Origin of the sequence: Eisenbergiella tayi, assembly GCF_001881565.1 — a bacterium.
Classification (GTDB): domain Bacteria; phylum Bacillota; class Clostridia; order Lachnospirales; family Lachnospiraceae; genus Eisenbergiella; species Eisenbergiella tayi.
The window spans coordinates 1-26,490 of the sequence record NZ_MPDJ01000002.1 but is presented as its reverse complement, the minus strand read 5'-3'; the positions used below and the strand labels follow the sequence as shown (position 1 = coordinate 26,490).

At 42.9% G+C, this 26,490-nt stretch carries 21 protein-coding genes; 14 read left to right on the top strand and 7 right to left on the bottom strand.

Translation table 11 applies throughout. The features are described 5' to 3' along the window. Nucleotides 1-7: 7 nt before the first annotated feature. The 4 genes from BLA28_RS08795 to BLA28_RS08780 are packed head-to-tail and all read right to left on the bottom strand — an operon-like array spanning nucleotide 8 to nucleotide 4,435. Nucleotides 8-1,423: an L-fucose/L-arabinose isomerase family protein gene (locus BLA28_RS08795; RefSeq protein WP_071699018.1), complete on the bottom strand. Its 1,416-nt coding sequence runs from the start codon at nucleotides 1,421-1,423 to the stop codon at nucleotides 8-10. Nucleotides 1,424-1,441: 18 nt separating this feature from the next. Beyond that, nucleotides 1,442-2,737, bottom strand: a complete 1,296-nt coding sequence (locus tag BLA28_RS08790; RefSeq protein ID WP_071699017.1) for an NAD(P)H-dependent oxidoreductase — start codon at nucleotides 2,735-2,737, stop codon at nucleotides 1,442-1,444. Between the two features lie 31 nt (nucleotides 2,738-2,768). Continuing rightward, entirely contained in the window at nucleotides 2,769-3,824 is a 1,056-nt protein-coding gene (locus BLA28_RS08785) for an alcohol dehydrogenase catalytic domain-containing protein (RefSeq protein ID WP_081365590.1), read from the bottom strand. Continuing rightward, nucleotides 3,824-4,435, bottom strand: a complete 612-nt coding sequence (locus BLA28_RS08780) for a KpsF/GutQ family sugar-phosphate isomerase (RefSeq protein ID WP_071699016.1) — start codon at nucleotides 4,433-4,435, stop codon at nucleotides 3,824-3,826. The genes BLA28_RS08785 and BLA28_RS08780 overlap by 1 nt, the downstream gene beginning before the upstream one ends. A 370-nt stretch (nucleotides 4,436-4,805) precedes the next feature. On the opposite strand from BLA28_RS08780, the gene BLA28_RS08775 reads away from it, so the two are divergent. The 8 genes from BLA28_RS08775 to BLA28_RS08735 all read left to right on the top strand — a co-directional run bounded on the left by BLA28_RS08775 (nucleotide 4,806) and on the right by BLA28_RS08735 (nucleotide 14,365). Next, nucleotides 4,806-5,795, top strand: coding sequence for an aldo/keto reductase (locus tag BLA28_RS08775; protein WP_071699015.1), 990 nt, complete (start codon nucleotides 4,806-4,808; stop codon nucleotides 5,793-5,795). Nucleotides 5,796-5,801: 6 nt separating this feature from the next. Next, nucleotides 5,802-6,728, top strand: coding sequence for an ABC transporter permease (locus BLA28_RS08770; RefSeq protein WP_071699014.1), 927 nt, complete (start codon nucleotides 5,802-5,804; stop codon nucleotides 6,726-6,728). A 9-nt stretch (nucleotides 6,729-6,737) separates the two neighbouring features. Beyond that, complete coding sequence (locus BLA28_RS08765) at nucleotides 6,738-7,625, top strand: carbohydrate ABC transporter permease (protein WP_071699013.1); 888 nt, start codon at nucleotides 6,738-6,740, stop codon at nucleotides 7,623-7,625. 68 nt (nucleotides 7,626-7,693) lie between these two features. Further along, nucleotides 7,694-9,283: an ABC transporter substrate-binding protein gene (locus tag BLA28_RS08760; protein ID WP_071699012.1), complete on the top strand. Its 1,590-nt coding sequence runs from the start codon at nucleotides 7,694-7,696 to the stop codon at nucleotides 9,281-9,283. A gap of 160 nt (nucleotides 9,284-9,443) precedes the next feature. Continuing rightward, nucleotides 9,444-10,340, top strand: a complete 897-nt coding sequence (locus BLA28_RS08755) for a MurR/RpiR family transcriptional regulator (protein WP_071699011.1) — start codon at nucleotides 9,444-9,446, stop codon at nucleotides 10,338-10,340. A gap of 16 nt (nucleotides 10,341-10,356) precedes the next feature. Further along, nucleotides 10,357-11,628, top strand: coding sequence for an apiosidase-like domain-containing protein (locus BLA28_RS08750; RefSeq protein WP_071699010.1), 1,272 nt, complete (start codon nucleotides 10,357-10,359; stop codon nucleotides 11,626-11,628). Between the two features lie 864 nt (nucleotides 11,629-12,492). Further along, nucleotides 12,493-12,729: a hypothetical protein gene (locus BLA28_RS08740; protein ID WP_242878271.1), complete on the top strand. Its 237-nt coding sequence runs from the start codon at nucleotides 12,493-12,495 to the stop codon at nucleotides 12,727-12,729. A gap of 70 nt (nucleotides 12,730-12,799) precedes the next feature. Then, nucleotides 12,800-14,365: a flavodoxin gene (locus BLA28_RS08735; RefSeq protein WP_071699008.1), complete on the top strand. Its 1,566-nt coding sequence runs from the start codon at nucleotides 12,800-12,802 to the stop codon at nucleotides 14,363-14,365. Between the two features lie 167 nt (nucleotides 14,366-14,532). Here BLA28_RS08735 and BLA28_RS08730 read toward each other — a convergent pair whose 3' ends face one another. After that, nucleotides 14,533-15,381: a helix-turn-helix transcriptional regulator gene (locus BLA28_RS08730; RefSeq protein WP_071699007.1), complete on the bottom strand. Its 849-nt coding sequence runs from the start codon at nucleotides 15,379-15,381 to the stop codon at nucleotides 14,533-14,535. Between the two features lie 265 nt (nucleotides 15,382-15,646). Between BLA28_RS08730 and BLA28_RS08725 the strand changes: the two genes are divergently transcribed. From BLA28_RS08725 to BLA28_RS08705, 5 genes are all read left to right on the top strand, one after another. Continuing rightward, on the top strand, nucleotides 15,647-16,567 hold the full coding sequence (locus BLA28_RS08725; protein WP_242877432.1) for an ABC transporter permease: 921 nt from the start codon (nucleotides 15,647-15,649) through the stop codon (nucleotides 16,565-16,567). Between the two features lie 11 nt (nucleotides 16,568-16,578). Next, nucleotides 16,579-17,460: a carbohydrate ABC transporter permease gene (locus BLA28_RS08720; protein WP_044968773.1), complete on the top strand. Its 882-nt coding sequence runs from the start codon at nucleotides 16,579-16,581 to the stop codon at nucleotides 17,458-17,460. A 60-nt stretch (nucleotides 17,461-17,520) separates the two neighbouring features. Beyond that, nucleotides 17,521-19,191 (top strand): extracellular solute-binding protein, encoded by a 1,671-nt coding sequence (locus BLA28_RS08715; protein ID WP_071699006.1) that lies wholly within the window; start codon nucleotides 17,521-17,523, stop codon nucleotides 19,189-19,191. Nucleotides 19,192-19,311: 120 nt separating this feature from the next. Further along, complete coding sequence (locus tag BLA28_RS08710) at nucleotides 19,312-21,279, top strand: hypothetical protein (RefSeq protein ID WP_071699005.1); 1,968 nt, start codon at nucleotides 19,312-19,314, stop codon at nucleotides 21,277-21,279. A 1-nt stretch (nucleotide 21,280) separates the two neighbouring features. Beyond that, a complete protein-coding gene (locus BLA28_RS08705; protein ID WP_071699004.1) occupies nucleotides 21,281-23,446 on the top strand; it encodes a glycoside hydrolase family 88/105 protein in 2,166 nt (721 codons plus the stop codon). A 62-nt stretch (nucleotides 23,447-23,508) separates the two neighbouring features. Here BLA28_RS08705 and BLA28_RS08700 read toward each other — a convergent pair whose 3' ends face one another. Continuing rightward, nucleotides 23,509-24,270 (bottom strand): sialate O-acetylesterase, encoded by a 762-nt coding sequence (locus BLA28_RS08700; RefSeq protein ID WP_069156934.1) that lies wholly within the window; start codon nucleotides 24,268-24,270, stop codon nucleotides 23,509-23,511. Nucleotides 24,271-24,280: 10 nt separating this feature from the next. After that, the gene (locus BLA28_RS08695) at nucleotides 24,281-24,511 is read right to left on the bottom strand and encodes an HPr family phosphocarrier protein (protein ID WP_069156935.1); all 231 of its coding nucleotides are present in this window, start codon (nucleotides 24,509-24,511) and stop codon (nucleotides 24,281-24,283) included. A 352-nt stretch (nucleotides 24,512-24,863) separates the two neighbouring features. On the opposite strand from BLA28_RS08695, the gene BLA28_RS08690 reads away from it, so the two are divergent. Continuing rightward, nucleotides 24,864-26,159: an ATP-binding protein gene (locus BLA28_RS08690; protein WP_069156936.1), complete on the top strand. Its 1,296-nt coding sequence runs from the start codon at nucleotides 24,864-24,866 to the stop codon at nucleotides 26,157-26,159. Nucleotides 26,160-26,490: the final 331 nt, after the last annotated feature.

The window sequence follows — 26,490 nt, the reverse complement described above, 5'->3', positions numbered from 1 at the left end:
TCCTCCCTTATCTGTGAAGAGTGTCGAGCGTCTGTTTCTTTTGACTGTCATCAAAGAAGTCAGCTTTGATGACAGGCAAATAGGCAAGGGCTTCATATATTACGGGGAGAAGGTTTCCGTGGATACAAGTTGCATGATGGACATATGGGCCGCGCACGATCATGCTTTCGACCCTGGGCCAGTCAGGAACCTCTATCCATAGATACGTTCCCTGAGTTTTAGGTCCTTCAATTCCTGTCGCAGTGCCCATGAGCAGTCCATATTCGCCATTGTCTCCATCGAAGCGGAATATAGAGATTTCGCCGCCGCGTATTTCAGATACAACCGCTCCGGGACAATGCTCGGGAAAGGCAAAAGGTCTGTCCAGCCGGGCCCTTTCTTTTGCGAGGGAAAGCGGCCAGGGACCACAATGCTGAAGGAGTTCCCCGTTGTCATTTTGGGGATGACGTATGGACCAGTCTACAAAAAAGCTGGGACTTTTCCCCATTCCCGCGGCCTGAACCAGAATAGAAGTAATGGCACCATGAATATCCGTTTCACAGGCTACAGGGAGACCTTCTTCGGTCAGCAATGCATTAGCGCAGCAGGGCATAACATGCAGTGCCTGCTGAAGAGAATCCCAGCACTGTATGGCAATTGCATTACAGCCGTTTTCTTCTGCATAATATTTCATAGCTGTTTTTAGCGCAGCTACTTTTTTTACTTCTTCTTCGCTGATACAAACATCCATATGTGCATAGATATAGTTGATTGTAGCTGTTACCTGTGCATCCTTAGATTCAGCCAGCTGCCTGACGCGATCAGTAAGCTCGGTCATAGAAATAGGGAATAACTGAATATTAAAGCGTTCCAGCAATTCACCTTCATTACACATCATGGTCCAAAAATCGGCCGGTCGTGTGCTGATTTGAAGAATTCTTGCCCGACGGAATTCCCGTACTACATTTGCTGTTGCTTCAAATCTTCTAATACCTTCTGTAAAACAGGAATCATCCACGCTGCAATTAGGTAAATATGTAAAAGGTACTTGCATACGCCGTAATACCTTACCTGTTGCAAAAAGGCCGCATTGGCTGTCTCTCAGGCGGCTTCCGTCAGGAAGGGGGGCTTCATCACGGGGACCCCAGAGAAGAACCGGTACCTGGAGAGCCCGTGCCAGTTTACCGCATGAATGTTCAGAACCAAAATTGCAGTGGGGAATAAAAAGAGCGTCCACCTTCTCTCTCGTGAATTTGTCTATAATTGGTTGGACATCGTCAGCGCCCCGCAGCAGCCCTTCTTCATTAATATCTTCAATATCAACGAAGGTGATATCGAGCGATTTGAGCTTATCAGCGATGAGCTTTTTATATTTTAAAGCATCCTCTACTGAAAATATTCTTCTTCTGGTAGGGGCAAAACCAATTTTAACTTTATAATCCATAATGATTCCTCCTGTAAATTAACCTAATAATTGATCCTGCAGTCTGCGAAGCTGCAGCAGCACCGAATTGTCGTCCAGTGATACCATATCATAGGTGATGACTTCATCTTTATCCACATCACAATTTAATACTGCCCCTTTGGCCAGGCCTATCGGAAGCATATTTTCCCTTTTGGCTACTTCATGGGAATCAATGCTTGCACGATAGCAATATTCTCCAATTGCATCAAGAATCTCTCCTTTTTTGAGGTCTTTCTTTGCAATAGTGATGCATTCGGAAGTCAGATGATCCATAGGATGGGCAGTAGACTCTCCATAGACCACTTCCTGAACAGCAGTAATAGGGGTTTCAATGGAACAGAGGTGATAAGGGCGATAAAGCAGGTAATTAGGCCCGGTTCCCATATCTCTTTGTACAAGGCCATCGATGATACGTTGGTTATCAGTAGTTACGATTACAAATACACCAGGATTAATATCCCCAATGCCAAAGTCAACAACTCCGGTATGCTCCAGGATGCCCCCCTGGCTTTTCAGGGAAAAAACTTTTGCAAGATCCTTCACATTACATTTAGGGCCATGCATGCCGCGAATATCAGGTAATAATCCGGTCGCGTTGGACACGGCTGCCATTTCAATCATGGTTTTGGAACCGTCTACAAATTCTATAAGCATGCGCGGGTTCATTTCACGTTTTTCAGCTTTCTCTTTCCATTCGGGCATTGAAGGATTGGCATAAATGTCAAGAGGATTGTTTTTCCCTTTTCCTGCGGCAATAACTTCAAAACCAAGTGCTTTGGCAAAACGGTATATTTCAATAATAGAACCGGGTTCATCACCTGCAGTAAGGGAATAAACGATACCAGCCTGTTCGCATAGTTTTCTGAGAATGGGGCCTATGGTGATATCACATTCTACATTCATCATTACAATATGTTTTTTGTAAAAGATACACTCCATAGTAATTCTGGCGCCCATTTCAGGAGAACCGGTGGCATCAATTACACATTGTACAGAAGATAAACGAGTTGCAATAATGTAGCTGGAAGAGGCGATTTTTTTACCGGAATTTATTGCTGCTTCAGCTTCTTCTAAAGAATCTGTAGTGACAATATTGTCATAATTACCGGAGAGATGATAGGCTTCCAGTGCTATTGAGGAATCAACGTCAACAACTATATCGCATATGATTCCTTCCATTTTACTGATTTGGGACACAATATCCTTTCCCATCTGGCCGGCTCCGATGAGGGCAATACGTACAGGAGTTCCTGCCTGTGACAGTTCTTTTAATTTCCGATCAATTTCATACATGTGTAATACTCCTTCCTTTTTTGTTTTCTATTTACTGAATCCATGGAGATATGATAACCTTGAGGGCTTCCCCGGCTTCTATTGTTTCGATACCTTCTTTGATTTTGTCTAAAGGGACAAATTTGTTAATATAATATTCTGCATGGATGTGCTTATGGTATATTGCATCAAGAGCATCTGACAAGCCGATGGCCGGATAAGAAAAGGATCCAGTCACAGTTAGTTCGTTATAATGAATAAGATTTGAGTTCAGGGGGGACATCTCATTGCTTTTGGGAACGCCGCCATAAATAACCACAGTACCTCGTTTTCGGCATAGCTCCAATGCCTGCTGCTGCACATAAATAGTAGGAACAGCACAGATGACAATATCGGCCCCCAGTCCGTTTGTGGCCTCCATAACTTTCTCTTTTACTTTAGAAGGTTCTCTGTTGTCTAACAGAAGTTCGCAGCCCATTTTTTTTGCCAGAGTAAGTCTGTCCATACCAGCCATCATAACAAGTGAGGCACCATGTGCTTTTGCAATTTCAGCATGAAGACATCCGACCGGACCATCGCCTATAATAAGGACTCGATCACCCAGCGACACATTGATCCTTTTCTGACATGCTACAACAGCAGCAGCAGTTTCTGCAAAAGCGGCATGTTCATACGACATGTCTTCAGGTATAAGTTCTATAAAGCCATTTGTCAGTACCTCACCGGGGACAGCCATGTATTGTGCATAACCGCCCGGATAATGAGTTCCCAGCATTTTATGATTTAAACATAAATTAACCAAGCCGTGTTTACAGAACCAGCAGGAACCACAGCTGACATCGGGTGCTAAGGCGACACGATCCCCTATTTCATATCTTGTTGTGTTCTTTCCGACTTCTATGATTTCGCCAGCTATTTCGTGCCCTGGAATCTGGTTTTTAATCCCATCCTTTAATCCGTTATGATAATTGCGGACATCGCTGCCGCAGATCCCACATGCATGTATTTTGAGCAGAATTCCATCCGCCGGACAATCTGGTATGGGTAAATCTTCCAGAATAATTTTTTCTATATCTTTAAAGACAGCTGCCTTCATGGTTCCTTTCATTATCCTTGCTCCTTTCCTGTAAGTCTTTCTCCTACGGCTCCCCCCGGATGAATTATTGCGAATTGTTCTTTGGTATACCCGGTTTCCTGCATAAGTGCAATGCATATGGCATCAAATACTGCAATGACAGATAAGGTGCTTGCTGTAGCAAGCATATTAAACCGGCAGGGTTCGCTGTCAATACTTACTTTCAGGTAAATATTGCTTGCTTTGGCTATAGCAGAGTCGGGATTTTCAGATATGCCGATTAAAACTGCTTTTTTTGTTTTACAGGCAGGAATAATTTTCAATAGTTCGGTGGTATTCCCTCCTTTAGATATTAAGATAAGAATATCCTCTTTCTGTAAAACTCCAAGACCTCCGTGAACTGCATCTGAAGGAGATAGAAAAAGAGCCGGGCATTCAATGCAGTTGAGGGAATGAACGACTTTCCTGGCGGCCATTGCAGAAGTACCACAGCCAGAAACAATAATTTTTCCCCGGCAGTCTGCAATAGCCTTAACAATGCGGTACATTGTGTCCATATCCAGTCTGTTCTCCAAGGAAGAAATAGAAGAAGCTTCTATACGAAGAGTTCGTTCTATTTCCGCAACAATTAAGTTTTGTTCCATATGTTACCTCCATTCATTAAATGTTTTTATTGAGAATATATTTTAAAATTAAAACTAAAAAGTAAAAATGTCAAGCAATATATTAATAATTAAAATGAAAATAATTTGTAGTGAAATATATAATGAAAAAATCAATGTATTAAGCAAAAGTGAATAAATACAGAGAGATAAATTTGGATAATATGTAGAAAATGCAAAAAAACATTTACTTTTTAAAAAAATAATGCTATGTTGAAAACAACAGATGAGTCATAAAAATTTCGAAAAAATATTTGCAAAAAGAAAATAATTTTCGGATTTAATAAAAGAATACAAAAATTATGTGATGAGTAAATATAAAAATGAAATTAATTAATAGGAGGAGGTAAATATGAGATATTGTAAAATTCCAGGAACTGATTTAGAGGTATCAGTGGTTTGTATGGGAACAGGAGAAATCGGCAGCAGCGTCAGCAAAGAAGAATCGTTCAAATTGTTTGATGCCATGTATGAGCATGGAGGAACATTTATTGATACCGCTAAGGACTATGGTAATTGGGTCCCGGGTATAGAACGCAGCGTCAGTGAAAAGACTGTCGGCGAATGGATGGAAAAACGTAACATGCAGGGAAAAGTAGTAATTGCGACAAAAGGATGCATGCCGGATGAAGAAACTGCAGAGAACAATTGCTGCAGCCCGGAAACAATACGAAGACATGTGGAATGGAGTTTGCAGACATTACGTACAGATTGTATTGATTTATGGTATATCCACAGAGATGATCCCAAAGAACCCATGGAGGGAATTCTTGAAGAATTAAATAATCTGCAAAAGAAAGGAAAAATAAGATATTTTGCTGCTTCAAACATGTCATCGTCCAGGATTATAGAAGCAGATAAAATTGCGGAACAAAAGGGTATAAATACCTTCTGTGCAGTGCAAGGGTTGTGGAACGCCGCTTTGCTAAAAAAATTTCCTTATGGAGATCCTCAGAATGCGTATATGAATACCGCACGTTTTAATTATCATAAGAATAAAAAATTGCCGTGGCTTTCTTATCAATCAACTGCGTTTGGACTATTCCATCGTTTTGAAAAAGGAACGGTGGAACAAATGAATGAGGGGTTCCGGAGCTTTTATTATGAGAAAAAAAGCTATGAAAGATTTGAACGTATGAAACAAGTTTCTGATGAATATGGAGTATCCATATCTGAATTAGTATTATCTTATCTGTACAGTAATCCGGATTTTGTAACATTCCCTATTGTTGGTTCCCATAAAATAGCACAGGTGATTGATAACTTTTCCTGTGGGAATCTTATTTTAAAACCCGAAGAACTAAATTATATTGAAGGCGGACAAAAATTTGGATTGGAGTGACAAGATATGGTAAAAGAAAAGAGGGGCACCGGGAGGCATTGGTGGCAAGATTGGGAGCTTTATCTGATGGCGCTGCCCTGCATTGTAGTGGTTATTATCTTTAACTATATACCAATGGGAGGAATTATACTCGCTTTTAAAAGTTATAACTTTTCCGATGGTGTATTGAAAAGCCCCTGGGTAGGATTTGATAATTTCCGTTTCTTTTTTGAATCAGGGGTGGCGGGACGTCTTGTATTCAATACGGTTTTTCTTAATACCCTGTTTGCACTGGCAGTTCAAATTCTCGGAATATTGGCAGCTTTGTTTTTAAATGAGATATTTAAGTATAAAGTCGCCAAAGTATATCAATCAGTGCTCTTTTTTCCACATTTTATTTCATGGGTTATTGTCGGATACTTTTCCTATGCTTTTTTAAATGCAGATAATGGTCTTGTTAATAACCTGTTGAATGGTATGGGGATAAAAGAAATAAATTGGTATGCAGAACCGGGATACTGGCCCGTCATACTTACCATTATTAGTGTATGGAAAGGTCTTGGATATTTTACAATCATATATTTGGCGGGGATGGTCACTATTAATCCGGAATTATATGAGGCAGTCAGACTGGATGGCGGAAATAAATATCATGAGATGCGTTATATTACATTCCCAATGATAAAGCCTCTGATTTATACAAATGTATTTCTTGCATTGGGACGAATGTTTTATGCGAATTTTGATTTCTTTAATAATGTAGTAAGGAATACGGGACAAATTATGTCAACAACAGATGTAATAGATACTTATGTAATGAGGTCTGTACTGGTTACAGGAGACTTTAATATGGCGGCAGCGGCAGGATTGTTCCAGGGAATATGTGGTTTTATTTTGATTTTGGGTTCAAACTGGCTGGTGGATCGCTTTGATAAGGAGAATGCATTGTTTTAGGAGGAAAAGATGCGGGATATATTACATATTTTATGGAAAAAGAAACTTACTGCTTCGATTATTATATTGTTTATTCCGTTATGCCTGGCAGCATTATTACCAATCTGGCTGTTGATTATATCCTCTTTTGCGGATAAAGAAGCCTTGGCATCTAATGGATTTCAGATATGGCCGGAAAACTTTTCATTAGATGCATATCGGTATATTTTGGTTCAGCCTGCTTTTGTGGTGAGAGCTTATGGAGTTACGATTTTTGTGACGGCGGTAGGTACCGTATTGAGCATATTCATTACATCGATGTTTGCTTATGTTGTCTCAAGACCTGGATTTAAAATGGCCAGTAAACTTAATTTTTTTATCTTTTTTACAATGCTGTTTAATGGAGGGACGCTGCCTACGTATCTTTTGATATCAAGGTATCTGCACTTAAAAAATACAATATGGGTTTTGATTCTGCCCATGATGATTGCACCCTTTCATGTACTTCTGCTTCGTTCCCAATTTAAAGGGTTGCCGGCTTCGTTAACTGAATCAGCAAAATTGGATGGGGCCGGGGAATTCAGGATTTTTTTCTCTATTGTTATGCCCTTGTCAAAGCCAAGCCTGGCAACAGTGGCTTTGTTCACATTGTTGGGATATTGGAATGATATGGTGCTTGCACTTTTGTATGTGGATAAACAGAAGCTATATCCATTGCAGTATTTGTTATATAAACTTACCTATAATGCCAATATTATTCCACAGGGAGGCGCGCAGTATACAGGGGTAACCACGTCTCCGTTGACACTGCGGATGGCACTCGCAACATTGGCATTACTGCCTGTTATGTTTTCCTTTGGATTTGTCCAGAAATATTTTGTGAGAGGAATAACCCTTGGAAGTATTAAAGGGGATTAATAATAAAACCTGCTGATTAAAGGGATGCAGGGTTTAAAACAAAAAAAGAAAGAAAAGGAGAGGTGGCTATGAAAATGAACAAATGGTTGGCGGTAATTGTTTCTGTTACAATGCTGGGCGTTTCTCTGGTAGGATGCCAAAGCAGCAAACAGCCTGAGGTAAACGGTGGAGGGGCAGATACGCAGGCAGTACAGGAGGAGAGTAAGCAGGAGGATGTAGCTGATTTGCCTACATTAAAGTATTATTTTGTGGCTGATAAGGCTAATCCGGAAGATGTGGAACTTGTACAAGATGCATTAAATGAAGCGATAGCTTCTAAAATTGGAGCAAAAGTAGAATTGAATCCGTTATCCTTTGCTGAGGTGACAACAAAGCTGCCGTTGATCCTGACCACTGGTGATGATGCTGATGTAATCTCAATATCCCAGTTTGCGCCTTATATAACCAGTTACCAAACAGGAGGCTTGCTTGCCTTGGATGATCTTCTGCAGAAGGAAGCGCCTGAGTTATATAAGATGTACGATGAAACAATATGGGATTCTGAAAAAATCAAGGGAAATATTTATATGGTACCTTGCTATTACCCCGGTGTCAGCTATCCTGGAATGTGGACCGCAAAAGAGAGAACAGATAAATATGGATTTGACTGGGAAAATTGTTCGAAATGGGAGGATTATGAACCTTATTTTGATGCGATTCTTGAGAATGAGGAAGGCGTGACACCTATTCTTTCATCAGATGAATACTGGGGACGGCTCTGGTTTCCCGGATATTATGGTTATGAATCCGTTGGAAATGTACAATCACCTAAAGGACAGGGACTTGTCTGTATTGATGCGGTTAATGGGAAGACAGACGTTTTTGCAGCACCTTTTGGAGAAGAATATGAAGAATCTATTCGACTGATGAGAAAATGGTATGAAAAAGGTTATGTACTGAAGACTCCGCCTACGGAGGAAGAGATGGGTAATTTGCGTTCTACAGGTAAAATGGCAGCTTTCCTGCATTGTATGTCAAGCACATGGGATACTACGGCTATGGGACAGGCAGAATGGGGAGGAGATACTATTTTGCAGTGTATTCTTCAGGGGCATCCGAGTATAATTGGTTCAACCGGCTCCGGGAATGCGGTTACTAAAGCTTCACAGCATCCTGAGGAAGCAATTAAGTTTATTCAGGAAATGCATACCAATGAATATGTACATAACCTTCTTAATTGGGGGATTGAAGATGTTCACTGGAAATGGGTGAATGAAGACAAGAAGGTAATTGATTTTGCGGATGGAAAGACAATTGATACAGTTGGTTACTATCCTAATACTACATGGCAGTTTGGTAATAGATATTTACAATATTTCCGTTCAGAGGGAGATATTGCAACTGCTGAAAAGACGGATGAAATGCTGGAGTCCAATGCAGTACTTTCACCAATTATGGGTTTTATTGCCGATACAGAGCCGGTAAAAACTGAAATGGCAAATGTGGCAAATGTGGCTGCTGAATATGGAGATCCTCTTGAGAAGGGACTTGTAGATCCTGATGATCCTGAACGAGGGTTGGAAATGTTCCGGCAGAAATTGAAAGAGGCGGGTATTGAAAAAATAGTCGGAGAAATTCAAACACAGCTTGATACATGGCTTGCAGAAAATAAAAAATAAGTTTTAAATATAGAAAGCGGCGGAGTTACATAAGGAAATTATTGTTTCCGCTGCTTTCTATACCCTGATAATAGTAAATATATACAAAATATGGAAATTGTGATTTAATAGATCTGAAATGATATTTAGTATCGTGATAACGATAAAAGGAGGTTCCCAATTGTCTGATTTGTTCAGCCTACCAAATGCAAATAAGTTACCCAGAGCTTGCCTGGTGAAGATGCAGGCAGTCTATCCAACATTAAAAAGGGCGGAAAAGCAAGCGGCAGATGTCATGCTGGAGAATCCGGAGTATGTGGCTTCCAATACTATCGTTGAGCTTTCTTCTGTGTCAGGCTGCAGTGAAACGACATGGTTTCGTCTGGCCAAACGTTTGGGATATAGTGGATTTCATGAAATGAAGGCTGATATGTCCCAATATTTGAGAAACCAGGAAAATAGTGATGAACAATCAGGATTTTATGATAATATAGACGAAAACAGCACTACATCAGAAGTTGCCGCCGTAGTTTTTGAATCCTCCATTGCAGCTCTCAGAGATACGTTGGCATTGATAGATGAGAAGCAATATACGCAGGCAGTTGACGCGATATCCAGCGCAAAAAAGATTGTACTATGCGGTGTGGGAGATGCTTATGCAGTTGTAAAATCTGCGTATCAAAAGCTTTTTTTGGCAGGTTTTAATGTATACGAAAGTTCTGATCAGGATTTGCAGCTGCTTTCAATCAGTCATTTGGAAAAAGGTGATGTGGTAATTGCTTTTTCTTATTCGGGTAAGACAAAGAATATTGTAGATCTTGTTAAGTATGCAAGAGAGAAGGAAGCTATTGTGATCGCAATAACCAATTTTCCTGTTTCTCCGTTGGCTAAAAATTCTGACATACTGCTTCTTACAGCCGCTTTTTCCAAACATTCAAGCGGAGAAATAGTTTCAAAACGTATTACGCAGATGTGTGTTGTAGAGAGTTTGTATATTAATTTGCTTAACCGTAAAGATTTGAATCTTAAAAAAAATATTGTCAGTGCGCATGAAGCTTTAAAAAAAAATAAATTGTAGAAATTGAGGGATGTTTATGCCTAAAATTACTGTTTCTGAAAGTAAAGATTATTTTTTAAAGGATGGGAAGCCCTTTTTCTATCTTGCTGATACAATCTGGATGGCATTCTCAAAATTAAGTGAAGACGAATGGAGGGATTACTTACATTACCGAAAAGTACAGGGATTCAATGTAGTCCAGGTTAGTCTTTTCCCATTGGATCATGACAATAGTGCAGATGCTAATGAATTATTGCCTTTTATGAAAAATAAGGATGGTACTCCCAATTATTATCTGCGGAATGATGCCTATTTTAATAAGGTGGAAAAGATGATTGCAGTTGCAGAGGAATATGGGATAACAGTTGCCCTTCACTTGGTTTGGGCACACCACATTCCTGACAGTTGGGCATCTAAGGGGCATGAAGAGCGTGTAATACCTAAAAGACAATTATATCCGATATATAGCTATGTAGTAGAGCGGGTGAAAAAGTATCATCCAATTTATGCAATATCAGGTGATGTTCGTTTTGAAAATCAGGCAGTTACTGATTACTGCATGGAAGTACTGAAAATTATTAATGAACTGGATAATGGAGCCTTGACGACTCTGCATATAGCTCCGGGGGAGCAGCCGGATAACTGTTTGATTTATAATCCCGGCCTGAGTTTTTATTCTTATCAGTCCGGTCACAGTTTTTTAGATCAGGATAATCCGGAAAAATATTCTGCCCAGTTTTTAAGGCAGCCTGTGAAACGGCCTATTGTTAATACAGAACCTTCTTATGAAGGGCATAAGGATGGTTTTCGGGAGGGACGTTTCAGGGCGGAAGATGTGCGGCGGAATGCATGGAGCAGCTTGATGACGGGTGCCAAAGCCGGAATTACTTATGGGGCACATGGTATCTGGTCATGTCACAGGAGAAAAAATCATTTTAATAATGCTTCTTTTTCCGGGATACCTTATGATTTTGGAACAGCTCTTCGTTTTCCCGGAGCATGGGATTATTCGTTTGCAAAGTCTGTTTTTGAAGAAGCTAAGCTGTATGATACAGAACCAGCACAGGAATTGCTGGAAAATCCTATTCCGGGCTGTTATTGTTGTAAGGCAGAGGGGAAAGTTGCAGTTTATCTTCCTTATAACAGTGAGGTCATCCTTAATGTGGATGTTAGCAAATGGCATGGGCGGATGATTATTTTAGAGGAGCATAATATTGGGGTTCCGGTGTACTATGAAAAGAATGGAAAAACAATAATAACTGTACATGATTTTAACAGTGATGTATTGTATCTGTTTAACAGAGAGTAAGAGTGTCATATGGTTTTTATATTTAATAATATTTAAAAAACAGTGGATGAATATTGTTATCATCTACTGTTTTTTTAATACCTTTTATTTATTTTGGACCGGATTGTGGATGAAAGCAGAATGAAGCGAATGTGCGATAATTTGAAACCTAATGCTCCAAATTAAGTATAATAGGCTGATCATAATCCCCGGCTTTTTCTCCAAACAAATTAAATCCTCCGCAGTTTTTGCTGGTTTCACGGCATTCTATTCTGAACTTAATATAATCTCCGGTCTCTACCTGCAATTCTTCAATTCTAAGATTACTGACTCTTTCTCCATTAATAAAAGTACCTTCCTGATTGATTTCCCATGTAACAAGTTTCCCATACGGGGTCAGGCCGTTTTGCCAGAAATCAGGCGTATAAATTCCGCGCCGGCAGCCATAATCCCCTGGAGAGTGGTAATGGCCACAGCTTCTGCCATTTATACTCATATATATCAGAAGGATAATCTTCGTTATAACAGGGGGCTTCCGAACATGCTTCCATGGACAGCGACAGCTGATTCGGCAGCCCGTATAATGCTTTGCACCCTTGCAATTGCAAGAAAATATTGAAGTACCCATAGTTCCGTTTGACACTCTCCTAATCCGTAATCCGTTTTTTGTCAGTTCATGTATCTCAGAATATTGCTGAAAAAACGACTTAAAGGATAGGTATGAAATAAACCATAAAATAAGTCTGACACGAATGGCAATAGGATTTAACTATGCAAGTAAATTAAATATAAGTATTTGTTATTATTCTTTTCCCATTTTATAATAAGCGTGAAGTAAAAACACATATTTGGTAAGAAGGAGCAACCGATGTTTGGTGATTGATAATGAGGTATGAAGTAATGATGAATCCGGATTACAGAGATGCGATTGTTCAAAACCTGAAGGATGCGGGATGCAGTGCAGGAATAATAGAGAATTTTCTTCGGTATTTTGATGAAAATCAAAAAGAGAAGCAGTTAGAATTGCTGGAAATTCACCGAAACCAACTCTTAACACAGATACATAAAGAGGAAAAGAAAATTTCCTGCCTGGATTACCTGATTTATCAGATAAAAAAATGATGCGGAGTGCCGGCTAAAATTATCCGGCTCATTGAAGCCGATCAGATTTCCGGCCGGAAAGGAGTTTAGTATGAAAAAACATGGCTTTGATAAGAAACGTCTCTCCAAGCGGAGCGCAAATCTCGGAGATATGGATTTTGGAACAAGGATGAAGAGAGTGATTGCCTGCTTTTGTGTGCTGCTGACGGCACCCGGGCTGGCAGCCTGCTGTAAGGGAGCGCAGGTACCGCAGCCGGAACCATCAGCTGCCTTACAGACCGCGCTTGAGCTGCCAACGGAAATCCCCGATGACGACACTTTGGATACATCAAATATGAAAAAGCAGAGCACAATTTTAGTCGCCTATTTTTCCGCTTCCGGAACAACAGAAAAGATTGCCCAATATGCGGCTGATATTTTAGAGGCCGATATTTATGAGATAGTCCCTGAAACGCCCTATACACAGGAGGATTTGGATTATAACAATTCATCGAGCCGCGCGAATCGTGAACAAAGCGACCCATCCGCCCGCCCTGCAATTTCAGGTGAGGTCGGGGATATGCAAAACTACGATACTGTGTTTCTCGCTTACCCCATCTGGCACGGACAGGCGCCGAGGATAATCAGTACCTTTCTGGAAAGCTATGATTTCAGCGGAAAAACCATTGTTCCTTTTTGCACCTCCCATAGCAGCGGCATAGGCTCCAGCGATACCAATCTGCATAGTCTCTGTCCGGATACCGCTGCATGGAGGCCGGGTGAACGGTTTCCGGCTGGGACAACAAAAGAAAGCGTAAAGGAGTGGATTGATAACTTGGATATTTCAGCAGAAAACACAGTTGGGTATTTTGACTTTGAAACAAAAACCGTGTTGCTAAACAGCGGTTATGAGATGCCCATCATGGGGCTTGGTACTTACAGCCTGTCGGACGAGGAGTGTGCGCGTTCCGTCAGCGCCCTGCTGGAAGCGGGCGGCAGATTAATTGACACTGCTTATATGTATCATAACGAGGCGGCTGTGGGAAAGGCCATCCGCGAATCCGGTGTGCCGAGAGATGAAATTTTCGTCATAACAAAGCTCTATCCGAACCAGTTCGCCAATGCCGCCGAAGCTATTGACGAGGCTTTACAGAGAATGGGCCTTACATACATTGATCTGATGCTTCTCCATCACCCCGGGGAAAATGATGTACACGCCTATAAAGCAATGGAGCAGGCCGCAGCTGACGGGAAAATACGCTCTGTCGGGTTGTCAAACTGGTATGTGGAGGAACTGACCGAGTTCCTGCCGCAAGTGAAAGTCACCCCTGCATTGGTGCAAAATGAAATACATCCCTATTACCAGGAAAATGATGTGATTCCCTTTATCCAGGATTTGGGCATTGTCGTACAGGGCTGGTATCCGCTGGGCGGACGCGGGCACACAAGTGAACTGCTGGGGGATGAAACCATCTCTGCGATTGCCGCAGCCCATGGTGTGTCCTCTGCGCAGGTCATTCTGCGCTGGAATCTGCAAAAGGGTGTTGTGGTCATTCCAGGTTCCGGCAATCCGGAGCATATCAGGGAAAACCTGGATCTTTTTGGATTTTCGCTCTCAGAGGAGGAGATGGAGCGGATGAATGCCCTCGACCGGAGGGAGAAGCATGATTGGTATTGAGGGCGCCTGACTGCGGCGGCACTGGAATTTAAAGCGCTGGTGGAACGGATCTAAATTGAAGAAATAGCATAAAGCATGCAAAGAAAGTAAGGACAGGTATGGCGCAGGCCATACCTTTTTCTTTGCTGCGGAATACTGATTATCTGAATCCCAGTAGGAACAGCCGGTCATCTGTTATCATGAAACCGTGAAACCTTAGATGGTGATATTCCCTTTTGCTCCCGGTATACCTTACTGAAATAAAACGCATCTGAGAATCCGCATAATTCTGCAACCTCCCCCACTGTATTTTCTCCGTTCAGAAGCATGTTTTCCGCCTGGTTAAGTCTTATGGTGGTGATATATTGCCGAAAGGACATACCTGTCTGCTGTTTAAACAAATTGCCGAAATAGACAGGGCTTAAATCCACGATCCTGGCGGCGTCGGAAAGCTTCAGCGACTGATTGTAATGGACAGCCACATATTCCATAATCTTTCTCACCCGGAAATCAGTTATTCTGTTTTCCTTTTTCGTATAGAGAAGCTGATAAAATTCTTCTAAAATGAGCAGAATGTAGGCCTGGGCATGGAGCCTGCAGCCAGGCTTTTTTAATAAAACAGCCTTTTGGATTTCGTCATACAGAAAGGAGAGATCCGGGTGGTTCCCAATCCTGCAGATGAGTGGAAAGGGCAGGGAAAACGGCGCCCCTTTGGGAGTGTGGACGACGATATTCAGGCATTGGCTTTCAATAAGGCGGTTCGGAAAGGTTTTTGCGCTTCGTTTGCTTCCGTGCGGGATACAGATCAAATCTCCTGCCGACACGGGATAAACTTCATCGTTGACAGAATATTCGGCCTCACCGCCCAGGATATATGTAACATCCGTAAAGTCAATAATACTCTGCGGGATAGTCCATTCCGGAGTTGGATACCGGTGGTTATAGTAAATTAAATCGACAGTAAACTCATCGTTATAAGCATTATCTATATTGAAATCTGAGTGGGTGTGCGGGAGAGGGTAAATTATTCTTCTCATATAAATAAATACTCCTATCGATTATTTATTTTTTACAGTATAACATTATATGATAAAACGGGCAATGATAATTACAAATTATCTTTACTTTTTCTATGTCCATATATATTCCTTTTTGATATAATTCGAATGTCCTTGAGAAAAAAATGATAAATAGTGCACAAATGAAATTATGAAATGGAGGCATGGTTTATAAAAATATGTTGTAAAAACAGATATGCGTATAAAAAGTTCGTGCAATATTTTATGGAAAAAAGAGGAGGATATGATGGGAAAGGATATAAAAAAGACATTGGTGAAGGCGTGGAATTATAAATGGATTTATCTGATGCTTTTGCCTGTCGTTGTTTATTTTCTGGTATTCCGATATGCGCCGATGTACGGGATTACCATTGCGTTTAAGGACTACAACATTTTCAAGGGGATTTTCGACAGCCCCTGGATCGGATTTAAAGTTTTTGAAAAAGTTTTTGCAAATAAGAATTTCTGGCTTGCCATTAAAAATACATTTGTTCTGAATCTGACATCACTGGCAGTCAGTTTTCCGTTGACTATTATTGTTTCCCTGATGCTGAACGAGCTGGGAAGTGCAAAATTCAAGAAGGTAACGCAGTCCATCCTTTACCTGCCGCATTTTGTATCATGGGTGGTTGTTGCCGGAATAGCGACCAATATGTTTGCCCTGCAGAACGGAACGATTAATATGCTTCTGCAAAGACTGGGATTTGATGCGATTCCGTTTTTGAGCGAAAAAGGATGGTGGATTTTTACATATATTGTATGCCACGTCTGGAAAGAAATAGGATGGGGGACAATCATATATCTGGCGGCGCTTACCGGAGTTGATGAGAGCTTATATGAGGCGGCTTATCTGGACGGGGCGTCAAGGTTCCAGCGTCTGATTTATATAACACTGCCGAGCATTAAGTCTGTCATAGTAACTATGCTTATTCTTTCTCTGTCCAAGATGATGTCAATCGGCCTGGACGCCCCTCTGCTTCTGGGAAATAACAAGGTGATGGGAGTGTCGGAGGTAATCAGTACTTATACGTACCGGATCGGTATTGAAAAGGCTCTGTACAGTGAGTCAACGGCTATCGGATTGTTTCAGTCGGTTGTAAATATTATTATCCTGCTGGGTGCGGATCGGTTCGCAAAATTAATAGGTGAGGAAGGGATTATATAAGGATGAAGAGCATGTCTGTGAAAAAAGCGGTAAAGAAAAAAATAACGATAGGTACTGCGCTGAATTATCTTCTGATCATTCTTTTGACTTTTGTCTGTCTGTATCCTTTTTTGAATGTGCTGTCCATCTCCTTCAGCGGCTATGATGCGGTGCTTTCCGGAAAGGTTACCTTTTATCCGATTGATTTTTCGATGGAGGCCTATAAGCAGATTCTGGGCAGGAGTACGATCTGGACTTCCATGAGAACGACAGTTATCATCACCCTTTTAGGCACGGCCCTGAGCCTGGTGCTCACTACGTTTGCGGCATACGCGCTGTCCATAAATGATCTGCCGGGCAAAAAGGTGCTCACGGGCATGATCCTGTTCACGATGTATTTCGGGGGAGGTATGATTCCCACCTTTTTGGTGGTAAAGAATGTGGGGCTGTACGATACGCTCGGGGCTCTGTTTATTCCGCAGTCGATCAGTGTATTTAATTTTATAGTCATGAGGACTTTTTTCAGGGAACTGCCTGAAAGCCTGCAGGATGCCGCCCGGATAGACGGAGCCTCCTATATGCAGATCCTTGTTAAAATCATTCTTCCGCTGTCATTGCCGATCATTGCAACCATGGGGCTTTTTTATGCGGTAGGGTACTGGAATTCATATTTTGAAGCATTGATTTATATTCAGGACGTTAATAAATACACCCTTCAGCTCAGGCTGAGATCATTGCTGTTTGGAAGCGAGCTGACCACCAATTCCGCGGATAATATTGCGGGTACCATGGTACTGACGCAGTCCCTGAAAATGGCGATAGTAGTAGTTTCAACGCTTCCGATTCTGGTTGTTTATCCATGGCTTCAGAAATACTTTGTCAAGGGTGTCATGCTTGGCTCTGTGAAAGGGTAAATCTGACCGGAAACGGTCATAAAATATAGATTTACGAAATAGTAGAAAGGGGAAAATTTTATGAAAAAGAAAAAGGTTCTTTCAGGTCTGCTCGCGTTGGCAATGACAGCGTCATTATTTGCCGGATGCGGAAAAGCGGCAGGAACAAGCGCTGAGGGCGGTTCTTCCGCGGAGGCCGGCGGAAACGAGGCTGCGGCCGCAAGTGAAGGGGCGGGAGAGGAGCAGGCATCCTCCAGTGGTTATCAGACTACATATGGTTCGAAGCAGTTTGATAACGTAACGATTCAGGTTGAATTGTTTGACCGGGAAAATGCGCCTTCAGGGTCAACCATTACGGACAACAAATGGACGAATTATGTACAGGAGGAAATGAAAAAGGTCGGCATTAATGTTGAATTCATTGCTGTTCCCAGATCAGACGAAATTGACAAGATGACCAGTATGATGGCGGGCGGGATTGCCCCTGATATTGTATTGACCTATACCTATTCCAAAGCGAAAGATTATTATGATCAGGGAGGCGTATGGGATCTGTCGGAGTTTGTTGACGGTGAGGGACAGGCTGCCAACTTAAAGAAATATCTTGGGGAAAGCGTCATTGATATGGGAAGAACGAACGGGAATGAGCTGTATGGAATCGTGGCCAGACGTGCAACGACCGCCCGCAGTAACTTCTTTGTCAGAAAGGACTGGATGGATGCCCTCGGCCTCAGTGTGCCGACCACGGTTGACGAGCTGTATAATCTGGTTGAACAGATGACTAAAAACAATCCGGACGGAAGGACGGATATCATCGGAACCACGGCATGGGATGACGGCTATTTCCTTGCGGCGTTTTCAAAGCTTGCGTCGGATCCTCTGCAGTCCCTTATTTCCTGTAAGCTTACAAGGGATTACTATGATGAAGGAATGAAGGAGTTCTACCGTTTCAGGAATAAGCTTTATAACAACGGCCTGGTCCATCCTGAATATTATGCACTGCCCACGGATGACTATATCAGTTATATTGTAAACGGCAATATGGCAACGTTTGAAGATCATGTGGGTGCTAATATCGATTCCCGGTTAGGCTATGCATTGCCCACATTGAGAAAGAACTACCCGGATGCTGATCTTGTGGCAATCCCTCCTCTGAAGAATATCTGGGACAACAAGCAGTATTCCACCACATATTCGGAAGGCGGCCTGATCGCGTTCTGCCCTAAGACGGCAGATGAAGAAACAGTGGAGGCCTGTGTTACCTATCTTGACTGGATGTGTACAAAAGAGGGCGGCTTTACTCTTTATCACGGTTTTGAAGGGGAACATTTTGAATATGATGAAGACGGGGTTCCTGTTGTTATCGACCCTGATTATAACACCGCTGATAAAGACTGGATTCGCGGAGACCTGTTCCTTACAGGCAATGCGGGTTATTTTGAGACAGTGGATGACTTCAATAAAGCGACTGCAAAGCAGTATCCCGGGTATGAAGATCATTTCATCGCAGATCAGGAATATGCTTTAGTGGGAGACCACATTGAGGATATCGATGATTCCCTTTACACATCTCCTTCACAGGCTAAGCTTGCAGCGGATATCAACCTTGTCAGGGATGAATGGCTGGTAAAAGTCATAACATGTCCGGAGGGTGAATTTGAGGCTAACTGGGATTCCTTTATGGCGGCATTGAAGGATGCGGGTGTTGAAACGGTAAATGAAGAACGTACCGCTTATTTCAGCAATAAATAAAAACAGATTATTGAAGCCCGGAAGAGAACGGCAAAATGAAATAATGCAGCTGACGGTGCGCCCGATTCATTTCCGGGCGCACCGTCTTACGAATGGTTACAATATGAGGTGGACTATATTATGAAAACAGATTATTTTGAAGAAATTCGGAATGGAAAGAAAAAATCAACAGCGTATCTGGAACATATTGTAAAAGGCGGGGAGTCGAATAAGTATCTGAAGTATGATTTGATGAATAATTTTCAGACGGTTTATTTTGAACTGGCGAGGCTTGAGCTTTTAAACAGAGGAATTAAAACCGGGCCGATTCATCTTCCCTATATCAGACAGTCGCTTTACCGGGTAAATGAAAGGTTGGACTGCGGTGATTTTGTGATACCGGCTTTTCTGACCATATTATACCGTTACCGGGATTCCTCTCTTTTGACGGAGGAGCTGCTGCAAGAGCTGGAGGATGCTGTCCTCAACTTTAAATATTGGATTGATGAGCCAGGCGAGGACATCCACCTGCCCTGCTATTTTACGGAAAACCATCAGGTTTTATTCCATTCTATTGAGTATCTGGCAGGTCAGCTTTACCGTGACAGGATTTTTACCAATAATGGAGAAAACGGAGAGTGGCACAGAGAGCATGGCCGCACCTATTTGAAACGATGGCTTACATGGAGGAAGCGCTTCGGCTTCTCTGAGTGGCTGTCAAACGGGTATTATGCGGAGGATATGCTGGGACTCCTGATATTATCCCAGCTTGCTGAAGAGGAGGAAATACGCAGCCAGGCGGAGGGGCTGACAGAGCTTCTGTTCTTTGATATTGCCGTACATTCCCTGAAAGGAAATTTCTGCGCGACAAACGGAAGAATGTACAATGCTCCTACTATGAATCCGGATTTCTCTTCTGCGAATGCGATGGCGGCAGAACAATGGGGAAAGGGCTATGTGGACGGAGGGCTGGAGCCTGCGGCGATCCTTCTGGCGGTTTATGATTACCAGTGCAGTGACGTTATTTGTGAGATTGCGCTGAATCCGCCTGAAGAATCAGAAAACAGGCAGAGAATGAGCCTGAATGTGGAGGATTCCGAGCGATATGGCATCGATCCGGCTGATTTTGATAATATTATGCTGTACTGGAGCCTGCATACCTTTTATCACCGGTCGGTTATAAATAATTCCAGAAAATTCTGTCCGGAGTGGTATAATATAGATGCGGCGGTTACGGCTAATTTGGAAAAATTCAGGATGTGCGATGCGGCGGGGGTATATACGGACCCCGATCCCAATTCATCGGCGCTGACCCAGGTGGAGATTTACTCCTATAAAACGAAGGATTATATGTTAAGCTGCGCCCAGAATTACAGGAAGGGAAGAGGAAACTTTCAGCAGCATATCTGGCAGGCATCCTTAGGCGGACGGGCTATTGTGTTTGCAACCCATCCCGGTTCCGGGGAATATAAGGGAAGGCCCAATTATTTTGTGGGGAACGGCTGTATGCCGAAGGCGGCCGCATACAAAAATGTGCTGATCTCCATTCACCGTATTCCGGCGGACAGCGCGCATGGCCTCTGTACGCATGCTTATTTCCCGCAGCGGGAATTCGATGAGGTTGTAATGAAAAACGGCTGGATTATCGGAAGGAAAGAAGAAGGATACGCAGCGCTTTACTCTCTGAAAAAGGGATGGTGGAACGATAAGGATCCGGAATTATTCCGCTCTGTTTATAAGGACAGCTGGGAAGAGGAGTTCGAAAGGGCACTTCCCTATGATTACTGGGTTCCGGGCCATGCCAATGTATGGATCTGTGAAATGGGTGATCAGAAAACCTACGGCAGCTTTGAAAGGTTTGCGGAGGCGGTGTCGGCGTCGCATATTGAAGGAGACACATTTGACATCCGTTATCAGTCGCCGTCCCTTGGACTTGTCACGTCCGGATGGGATAAGCCTTTTACTGTGGATGGCCGTGAGATTAAGTTGGATCATTATAAGAGATATGATAATCCATACTGCCAGGCGGAATTTGATACAAATGAGTATGTAATTTCATATCATGGAAAAACGATGACAGTGGATTTCAATGGTAAGGAGATCAGATAAAATGAGGAAGCTTCCCTATTTCGATCCTGAATGGAGTATGGCAGAGGATACCGGAACACTTGAATCCCGGCTGTCGGTAATCGCAGACCGGTACGTGGGGGCGAATCCGCCTGCAGCCTTCCGGGTGCGTGCGGTCAGTACGGAACAGTTTAAACAAACATCTGATGGAAGCTGGAAGATTGATCTGGCTTCTGCATCAGGAGCCGGCACGGACGGATATTCCATAGTCGGCGGCATGCTGATGAGCGGCCTGGAAAAAACGGTGACGATAGGGATTTCCTGCTTTTCCCCGACAGAACTTTATTTGAATGAAGGGCTGTTATTCCGGTCGACGTTTACGGATGAAATAAATCAGGAGCTGTGGCATTCGATTGATGCGGAGCTGAAACCGGGAAGAAATATGATTACTGTGATATGCAGAAGGACGGCTGCCGGTTTCGGCTGTCAGCTTTCCCTGCCTCGGACAGCGGTTTTGTCTCCGCTGAGAGGAAGACAAGGGCAGGCAGGATGGGTATGGTCGGATCTGCTGGAGACAAAGCCTGTGTGGGGGAACGGCACAGCGGAAGGCCTGGATTGGGATTCGGCAGAAGCAGACAGGATTCACTGGAACCCGGATGCGGAAAAAGAAACGATTGGAGCAGCCACTCCGCAGCAGCGGATATTTCCTGAAGAAGAAGGATACTGTATTGCCTGGTGTAAGCTGAGGACCGGAGCGGGAGGGGACGATGCGTATTCCTTGGTAATTGAGAGTTTCGGGCATAATAAAGTATATCTGGGAGGAAAACTGCAGCTTGTGTGTGAAACGGGAACCCATGCAATTGCTGTCCCGCCATGCTGCAGTATGGATTTGACGGTTATAAGCAGGTGCGGCGGAACGGCTTATGGCGCTGTGGTGCAGGTAAAAGGCTGTGAGCTTCTTCCGCCGGGGCAAATAAATGGAACGGATGAAAGCTGGGTTTATGCGGGATGCTTCGGGTCAGAGGCGGAAGCAGAAAGGGAAGGGCTGTTTAATCTGTTGACTATGCCGGGCGGAAAACGCTGGCTTCTTGACAGAAAAAATATGTGCCTCCGTACTTTTTTTGAAGGCTCTTACGGTGATAAGTATTGGGTCAGTCAGGGAGGAAGCGCTTTCGGAAGATGGGATTATCCGCTTGGGGTAACACTCTTTGGCCTGCTCAGGACGGCAGTGAGCCTGGGAAAGGAAGAACTTAAAAGCTATGTGGAGCATCATATAAAAACGTGTGTAACCTTGTATGAATCAGCGGTTCTTGATAAAGATCTGAACGGCGCTCCGGCATATGATCAAAATTTAGTGAGGCTGGAATGCCTGGATGACTGCGGTTCCATGGGGCTTGCCATGCTGGAAAGCTATAAGCTGGATCCGGATGAAGGATATTTGGAAATCGCCGGCCGGATAAGGGAATTTATCGTTCATAAGCTAACAAAGCTGGAGGATGGAACCTTTTACCGCCCTGCCGCCGGTCCGCATGGTACAGCAACAATCTGGGCCGACGATTTATATATGAGCACGCCGTTTTTAAGGTGTTTTTATGATATAACCGGCGATACGGAGGCGCTGGAGCTGGCTGCCGGGCAGTTCCTGAAGTTTTCCTCTTACTTATTTTTGCCGGAGTCAGGTGTGTTTTCCCATGTTTATGATCTGGACAGGAAATGTGCGACGGGGATTCCGTGGGGACGCGGGAATGGCTGGGTATTGTTTTCACTGTCGTATTTTCTGGATGGACTGACAGAAGAACTGGAGAATTATAATGAGCTCATGAAGCTTTTCCTGACGCTGAGCGGTTCTTATCGAAGGCTCCAGGGAGAGAAAGGATTGTGGCATCAGGTGCTTACGGATTCCTCATCTTATGAAGAAGCTTCCTGCACCGCTATGTTTACATATGCTTTTTCCAAAGGCGTTAAGAATGGGTGGTATGGGGAAGAGGCGTTCCTTTACAGAGAAGCGGCGGAGAAAGGATTTAAGGGACTGACGGAATACTGTATTGATAAAGACGGGTCAGTCTACGGAGTGTGTAAGGGCTCGGGATTTTCATTTACGAAGGAATATTACCGAGATGAATTGTTTTGGGTAGTGAATGATAATCATGGGATTGGGATTGTCCTGCTTGCAGGGAATGAATTGCTGGATTTGGAGAATAACAGGTAAGGAAGGAAAGAGGCCGTCTCGTTGAATCAGCGAGGGCCTCTTTCTGTTTATCAGTCTGTTTTTTATTTGATTTGCGTCACATAACGCCCTGCATTTCTCCCGGCTTCCGCCCCGACCAGATTGTAGCCTTCCTGACAGTAATGAAATTCATCCTTCATGAGTCCCCGTTCAGCAAACGAGGCAAACTGACGGCTTACCATAATTATATCAGGTTCCTGCTCCGCCAATCGCAGCTGAGCCTCCTGAACAGGAAGGTAGAGATCCGGATCATCACGGTGATTACCGATTTGAATCAAAAAGCATTTCTCTATCCCGCATTCTTTCTGAAAAGCCTGAATTATGTCAGCGGTCTGTATTCGGTACACTTCCGGATTCGTATGAAGATCCCCATCCGTGCATCCTTGGCACCACACCATAAAACGGTGTACGATCAGAATCCCTTGCTTCTTAAGGAAGGCTTCGCAGCGCTTCATCCGGCATACCGCATCCCGATAGTAAGGAGTCCCGGGGAGCCATTCTGCGATGGCGGAACCGCCTTTGGAGCAGGACACGCCGACAACCGGAACTTTGGTTTCTTCAACATAAGCATTGACAAATGCTGATACCATAGATCCGGTTTTCATTCCGGGTTCATATACACCGGCGATATTATTTTCTTCTTTTCCGAAGGGTTCTGTCAGCGGGAACAGACAATCCGGGGCAGTAACGGCACGGTATTCATATCCGGTACCATCCGGCACTGCCGGGGCCTGTTCGGCAGTTCCCCTTCCGGCCATATTACTCTGGCCCATAAACATGATCAGATGTATTTTTTCTGGAGTCATATAATCTACCTTATGAAGCTAAATCAAATATTTTATTTATCTGCGGGATACAATCAGCGTCAGAGTGGAAGATCACTTCAATGGTTTTGTACGAAGCCAGAGATATCACTCCCAGGATGGATTTCGCATCCACAACGCGGCTCCCGTATTTGGCATCCACATCAAAATCCAGCTTGTTTACCATATTGACGAACTGAATAATCTGCTGAGTATTCTGAAAAGTTATAAATTTATGTTCCATAACCAATTCCCCTTTATACCATTTTCCTTTTGGTGATAAACTTAGTTTAACACTTTTCTGGAAAAAGAGAATGTATAAAAACGAGGAATATATGGAAAAAACAGACTTTTTTGTGGATACAAAGATATTGGATACAAAAAAATATTGCATGTGTGGGGAATAATATTGGTAAAATCAGATTGCACCTGGAATTGCGGAGATTACCACCGCGCTGTCGCATCTGCTTAAATATATAAATCGGAAAAATGTGAATTTAATGGCTGATTTTGCTGTAAAAATGTGAAATAACTTTATTGAAAAAGTCAGAAAAATGTGTTATGTTATATGTGGATTAAAAAGGGTGGTGATAATTTTGAAGCGTAATGCAATTGAGGATTTGATAAAATGGAAATCCAGTGAAGAACGCAAGCCGATGGTGTTAAAAGGTGCAAGACAGGTTGGCAAGACATGGCTGATGAAGGAGTTTGGAAAGAATTATTATAATAGCTATGTTTATTTCAACTTTGATGAAGAAGACGAACTCAAGTCTATTTTTGAGGTAAATAAAAATCCTTATAGAATTATTGAACTGTTGTCCATGATTGCCGGAGAGAAGATTATTCCAGGTGAAACTCTGGTTATCTTTGATGAAGTCCAGGAATGTCCGGAAGCATTGAACTCTCTGAAGTATTTTAAAGAAAAAGCAAACGATTATCATGTGATTGCCGCCGGAAGCCTTCTTGGAACACTGCTTGCAAAGCCGAAGTCATATCCGGTAGGCATGGTCAATCTTCTTGACATCTTCCCGTTGACATTTGATGAATTCCTGGAGGCGCTTGATGAGCCCTTATATGCCTACTATTGCAGTATTGAAAAGGAACAGCATATTGAGGAAATATTCCATAATCGTTTACTCGAAGCCTATAACTATTATCTCATTATTGGCGGTATGCCTGAATGTGTTACATCATGGGTTAAGTATAAGGATCCGGCCAGGATAGCCCGGATACAAAGAGAACTCATAGAGGTCTATGAGAACGACTTCTCAAAGCACAACGGAAAGGTCAACAGCGGACGCATCCTTATGGTGTTTCGAAGCATTGCCTCTCAGCTTGCAAAGCCTAACGAGAAGTTTATGTACGGTGCTGTCCGCGAAGGCGGGAGAGCCAGAGATTTTGAGGAAGCGATTGAATGGCTTGTTTCTGCAGGAATGATAAACCGTGTGTATAATGTCTCCAAGATGGAACATCCGCTTTCTGCTTTTGACAAGCTGGATAATTTTAAGCTTTTTGTCTTTGATACCGGACTTCTCAAGCATATGGCCGGATTGGACAACAGTGCGATTCTCTTAAAAAATGATTATCAGTTCAAAGGGCCGCTAACTGAGAACTATGTCCTGCAGCAGCTTCGAGGACAATTTGATATTGAGCCGAGATATTATTCCGACAAGAACAGTGAGATTGACTTCATTATCCAGCATGGCACTGAAATCATTCCCATTGAAACAAAGGGAGGAGAGGATAAATCTGCGCCGTCTTTTAAACGTTATATAATAGAGAAAAAGCCTGAACATGCTATTCGCTTTTCTAAGCGTGGTTACCTCAAAAATGGTCTGATTACCAATATGCCGCTATACCTTGCGAGAAAAATGAGAGACCTTCTTGATTGATAAGAAAACCGGATAATGCGATTATCAGATGTTGATACCATATCACATATATCACTTTTCCTTAATGAAAAAGATACAGTCAGCTCCGTTTGGCAGTATCTTTTTTTTATTATTGCACAATACTAAATCTACTTACTCAAACTTCGCACATGCCCCTGTCCCTACCGGCCCCTGTTTTCGTGGCGTCGGCCCGGTTTGGAACCCCTTCCCTCTGCACCGGCCATGCAGGAATCCTTAAAGGGGACGCTTTCGCTCGGATAAACACGCAGCGGTACTAAGGCCGCAAAATACGCGGCCTAAGGACCGGCGAGTTTATACGCCCCTTACAGGA

Excerpts from the sequence above, each read along its gene's own strand:
- BLA28_RS08795 (WP_071699018.1), bottom strand. The coding sequence starts at position 1,423 with ATGGATTATAAAGTTAAAATTGGTTTTGCCCCTACCAGAAGAAGAATA.
- BLA28_RS08790 (WP_071699017.1), bottom strand. The coding sequence starts at position 2,737 with ATGTATGAAATTGATCGGAAATTAAAAGAACTGTCACAGGCAGGAACT.
- BLA28_RS08785 (WP_081365590.1), bottom strand. The coding sequence starts at position 3,824 with ATGAAAGGAACCATGAAGGCAGCTGTCTTTAAAGATATAGAAAAAATT.
- BLA28_RS08780 (WP_071699016.1), bottom strand. The coding sequence starts at position 4,435 with ATGGAACAAAACTTAATTGTTGCGGAAATAGAACGAACTCTTCGTATA.
- BLA28_RS08775 (WP_071699015.1), top strand. The coding sequence starts at position 4,806 with ATGAGATATTGTAAAATTCCAGGAACTGATTTAGAGGTATCAGTGGTT.
- BLA28_RS08770 (WP_071699014.1), top strand. The coding sequence starts at position 5,802 with ATGGTAAAAGAAAAGAGGGGCACCGGGAGGCATTGGTGGCAAGATTGG.
- BLA28_RS08765 (WP_071699013.1), top strand. The coding sequence starts at position 6,738 with ATGCGGGATATATTACATATTTTATGGAAAAAGAAACTTACTGCTTCG.
- BLA28_RS08760 (WP_071699012.1), top strand. The coding sequence starts at position 7,694 with ATGAAAATGAACAAATGGTTGGCGGTAATTGTTTCTGTTACAATGCTG.
- BLA28_RS08750 (WP_071699010.1), top strand. The coding sequence starts at position 10,357 with ATGCCTAAAATTACTGTTTCTGAAAGTAAAGATTATTTTTTAAAGGAT.
- BLA28_RS08740 (WP_242878271.1), top strand. The coding sequence starts at position 12,493 with ATGAGGTATGAAGTAATGATGAATCCGGATTACAGAGATGCGATTGTT.
- BLA28_RS08735 (WP_071699008.1), top strand. The coding sequence starts at position 12,800 with ATGAAAAAACATGGCTTTGATAAGAAACGTCTCTCCAAGCGGAGCGCA.
- BLA28_RS08730 (WP_071699007.1), bottom strand. The coding sequence starts at position 15,381 with ATGAGAAGAATAATTTACCCTCTCCCGCACACCCACTCAGATTTCAAT.
- BLA28_RS08725 (WP_242877432.1), top strand. The coding sequence starts at position 15,647 with ATGATGGGAAAGGATATAAAAAAGACATTGGTGAAGGCGTGGAATTAT.
- BLA28_RS08720 (WP_044968773.1), top strand. The coding sequence starts at position 16,579 with ATGTCTGTGAAAAAAGCGGTAAAGAAAAAAATAACGATAGGTACTGCG.
- BLA28_RS08715 (WP_071699006.1), top strand. The coding sequence starts at position 17,521 with ATGAAAAAGAAAAAGGTTCTTTCAGGTCTGCTCGCGTTGGCAATGACA.
- BLA28_RS08710 (WP_071699005.1), top strand. The coding sequence starts at position 19,312 with ATGAAAACAGATTATTTTGAAGAAATTCGGAATGGAAAGAAAAAATCA.
- BLA28_RS08705 (WP_071699004.1), top strand. The coding sequence starts at position 21,281 with ATGAGGAAGCTTCCCTATTTCGATCCTGAATGGAGTATGGCAGAGGAT.
- BLA28_RS08700 (WP_069156934.1), bottom strand. The coding sequence starts at position 24,270 with ATGACTCCAGAAAAAATACATCTGATCATGTTTATGGGCCAGAGTAAT.
- BLA28_RS08695 (WP_069156935.1), bottom strand. The coding sequence starts at position 24,511 with ATGGAACATAAATTTATAACTTTTCAGAATACTCAGCAGATTATTCAG.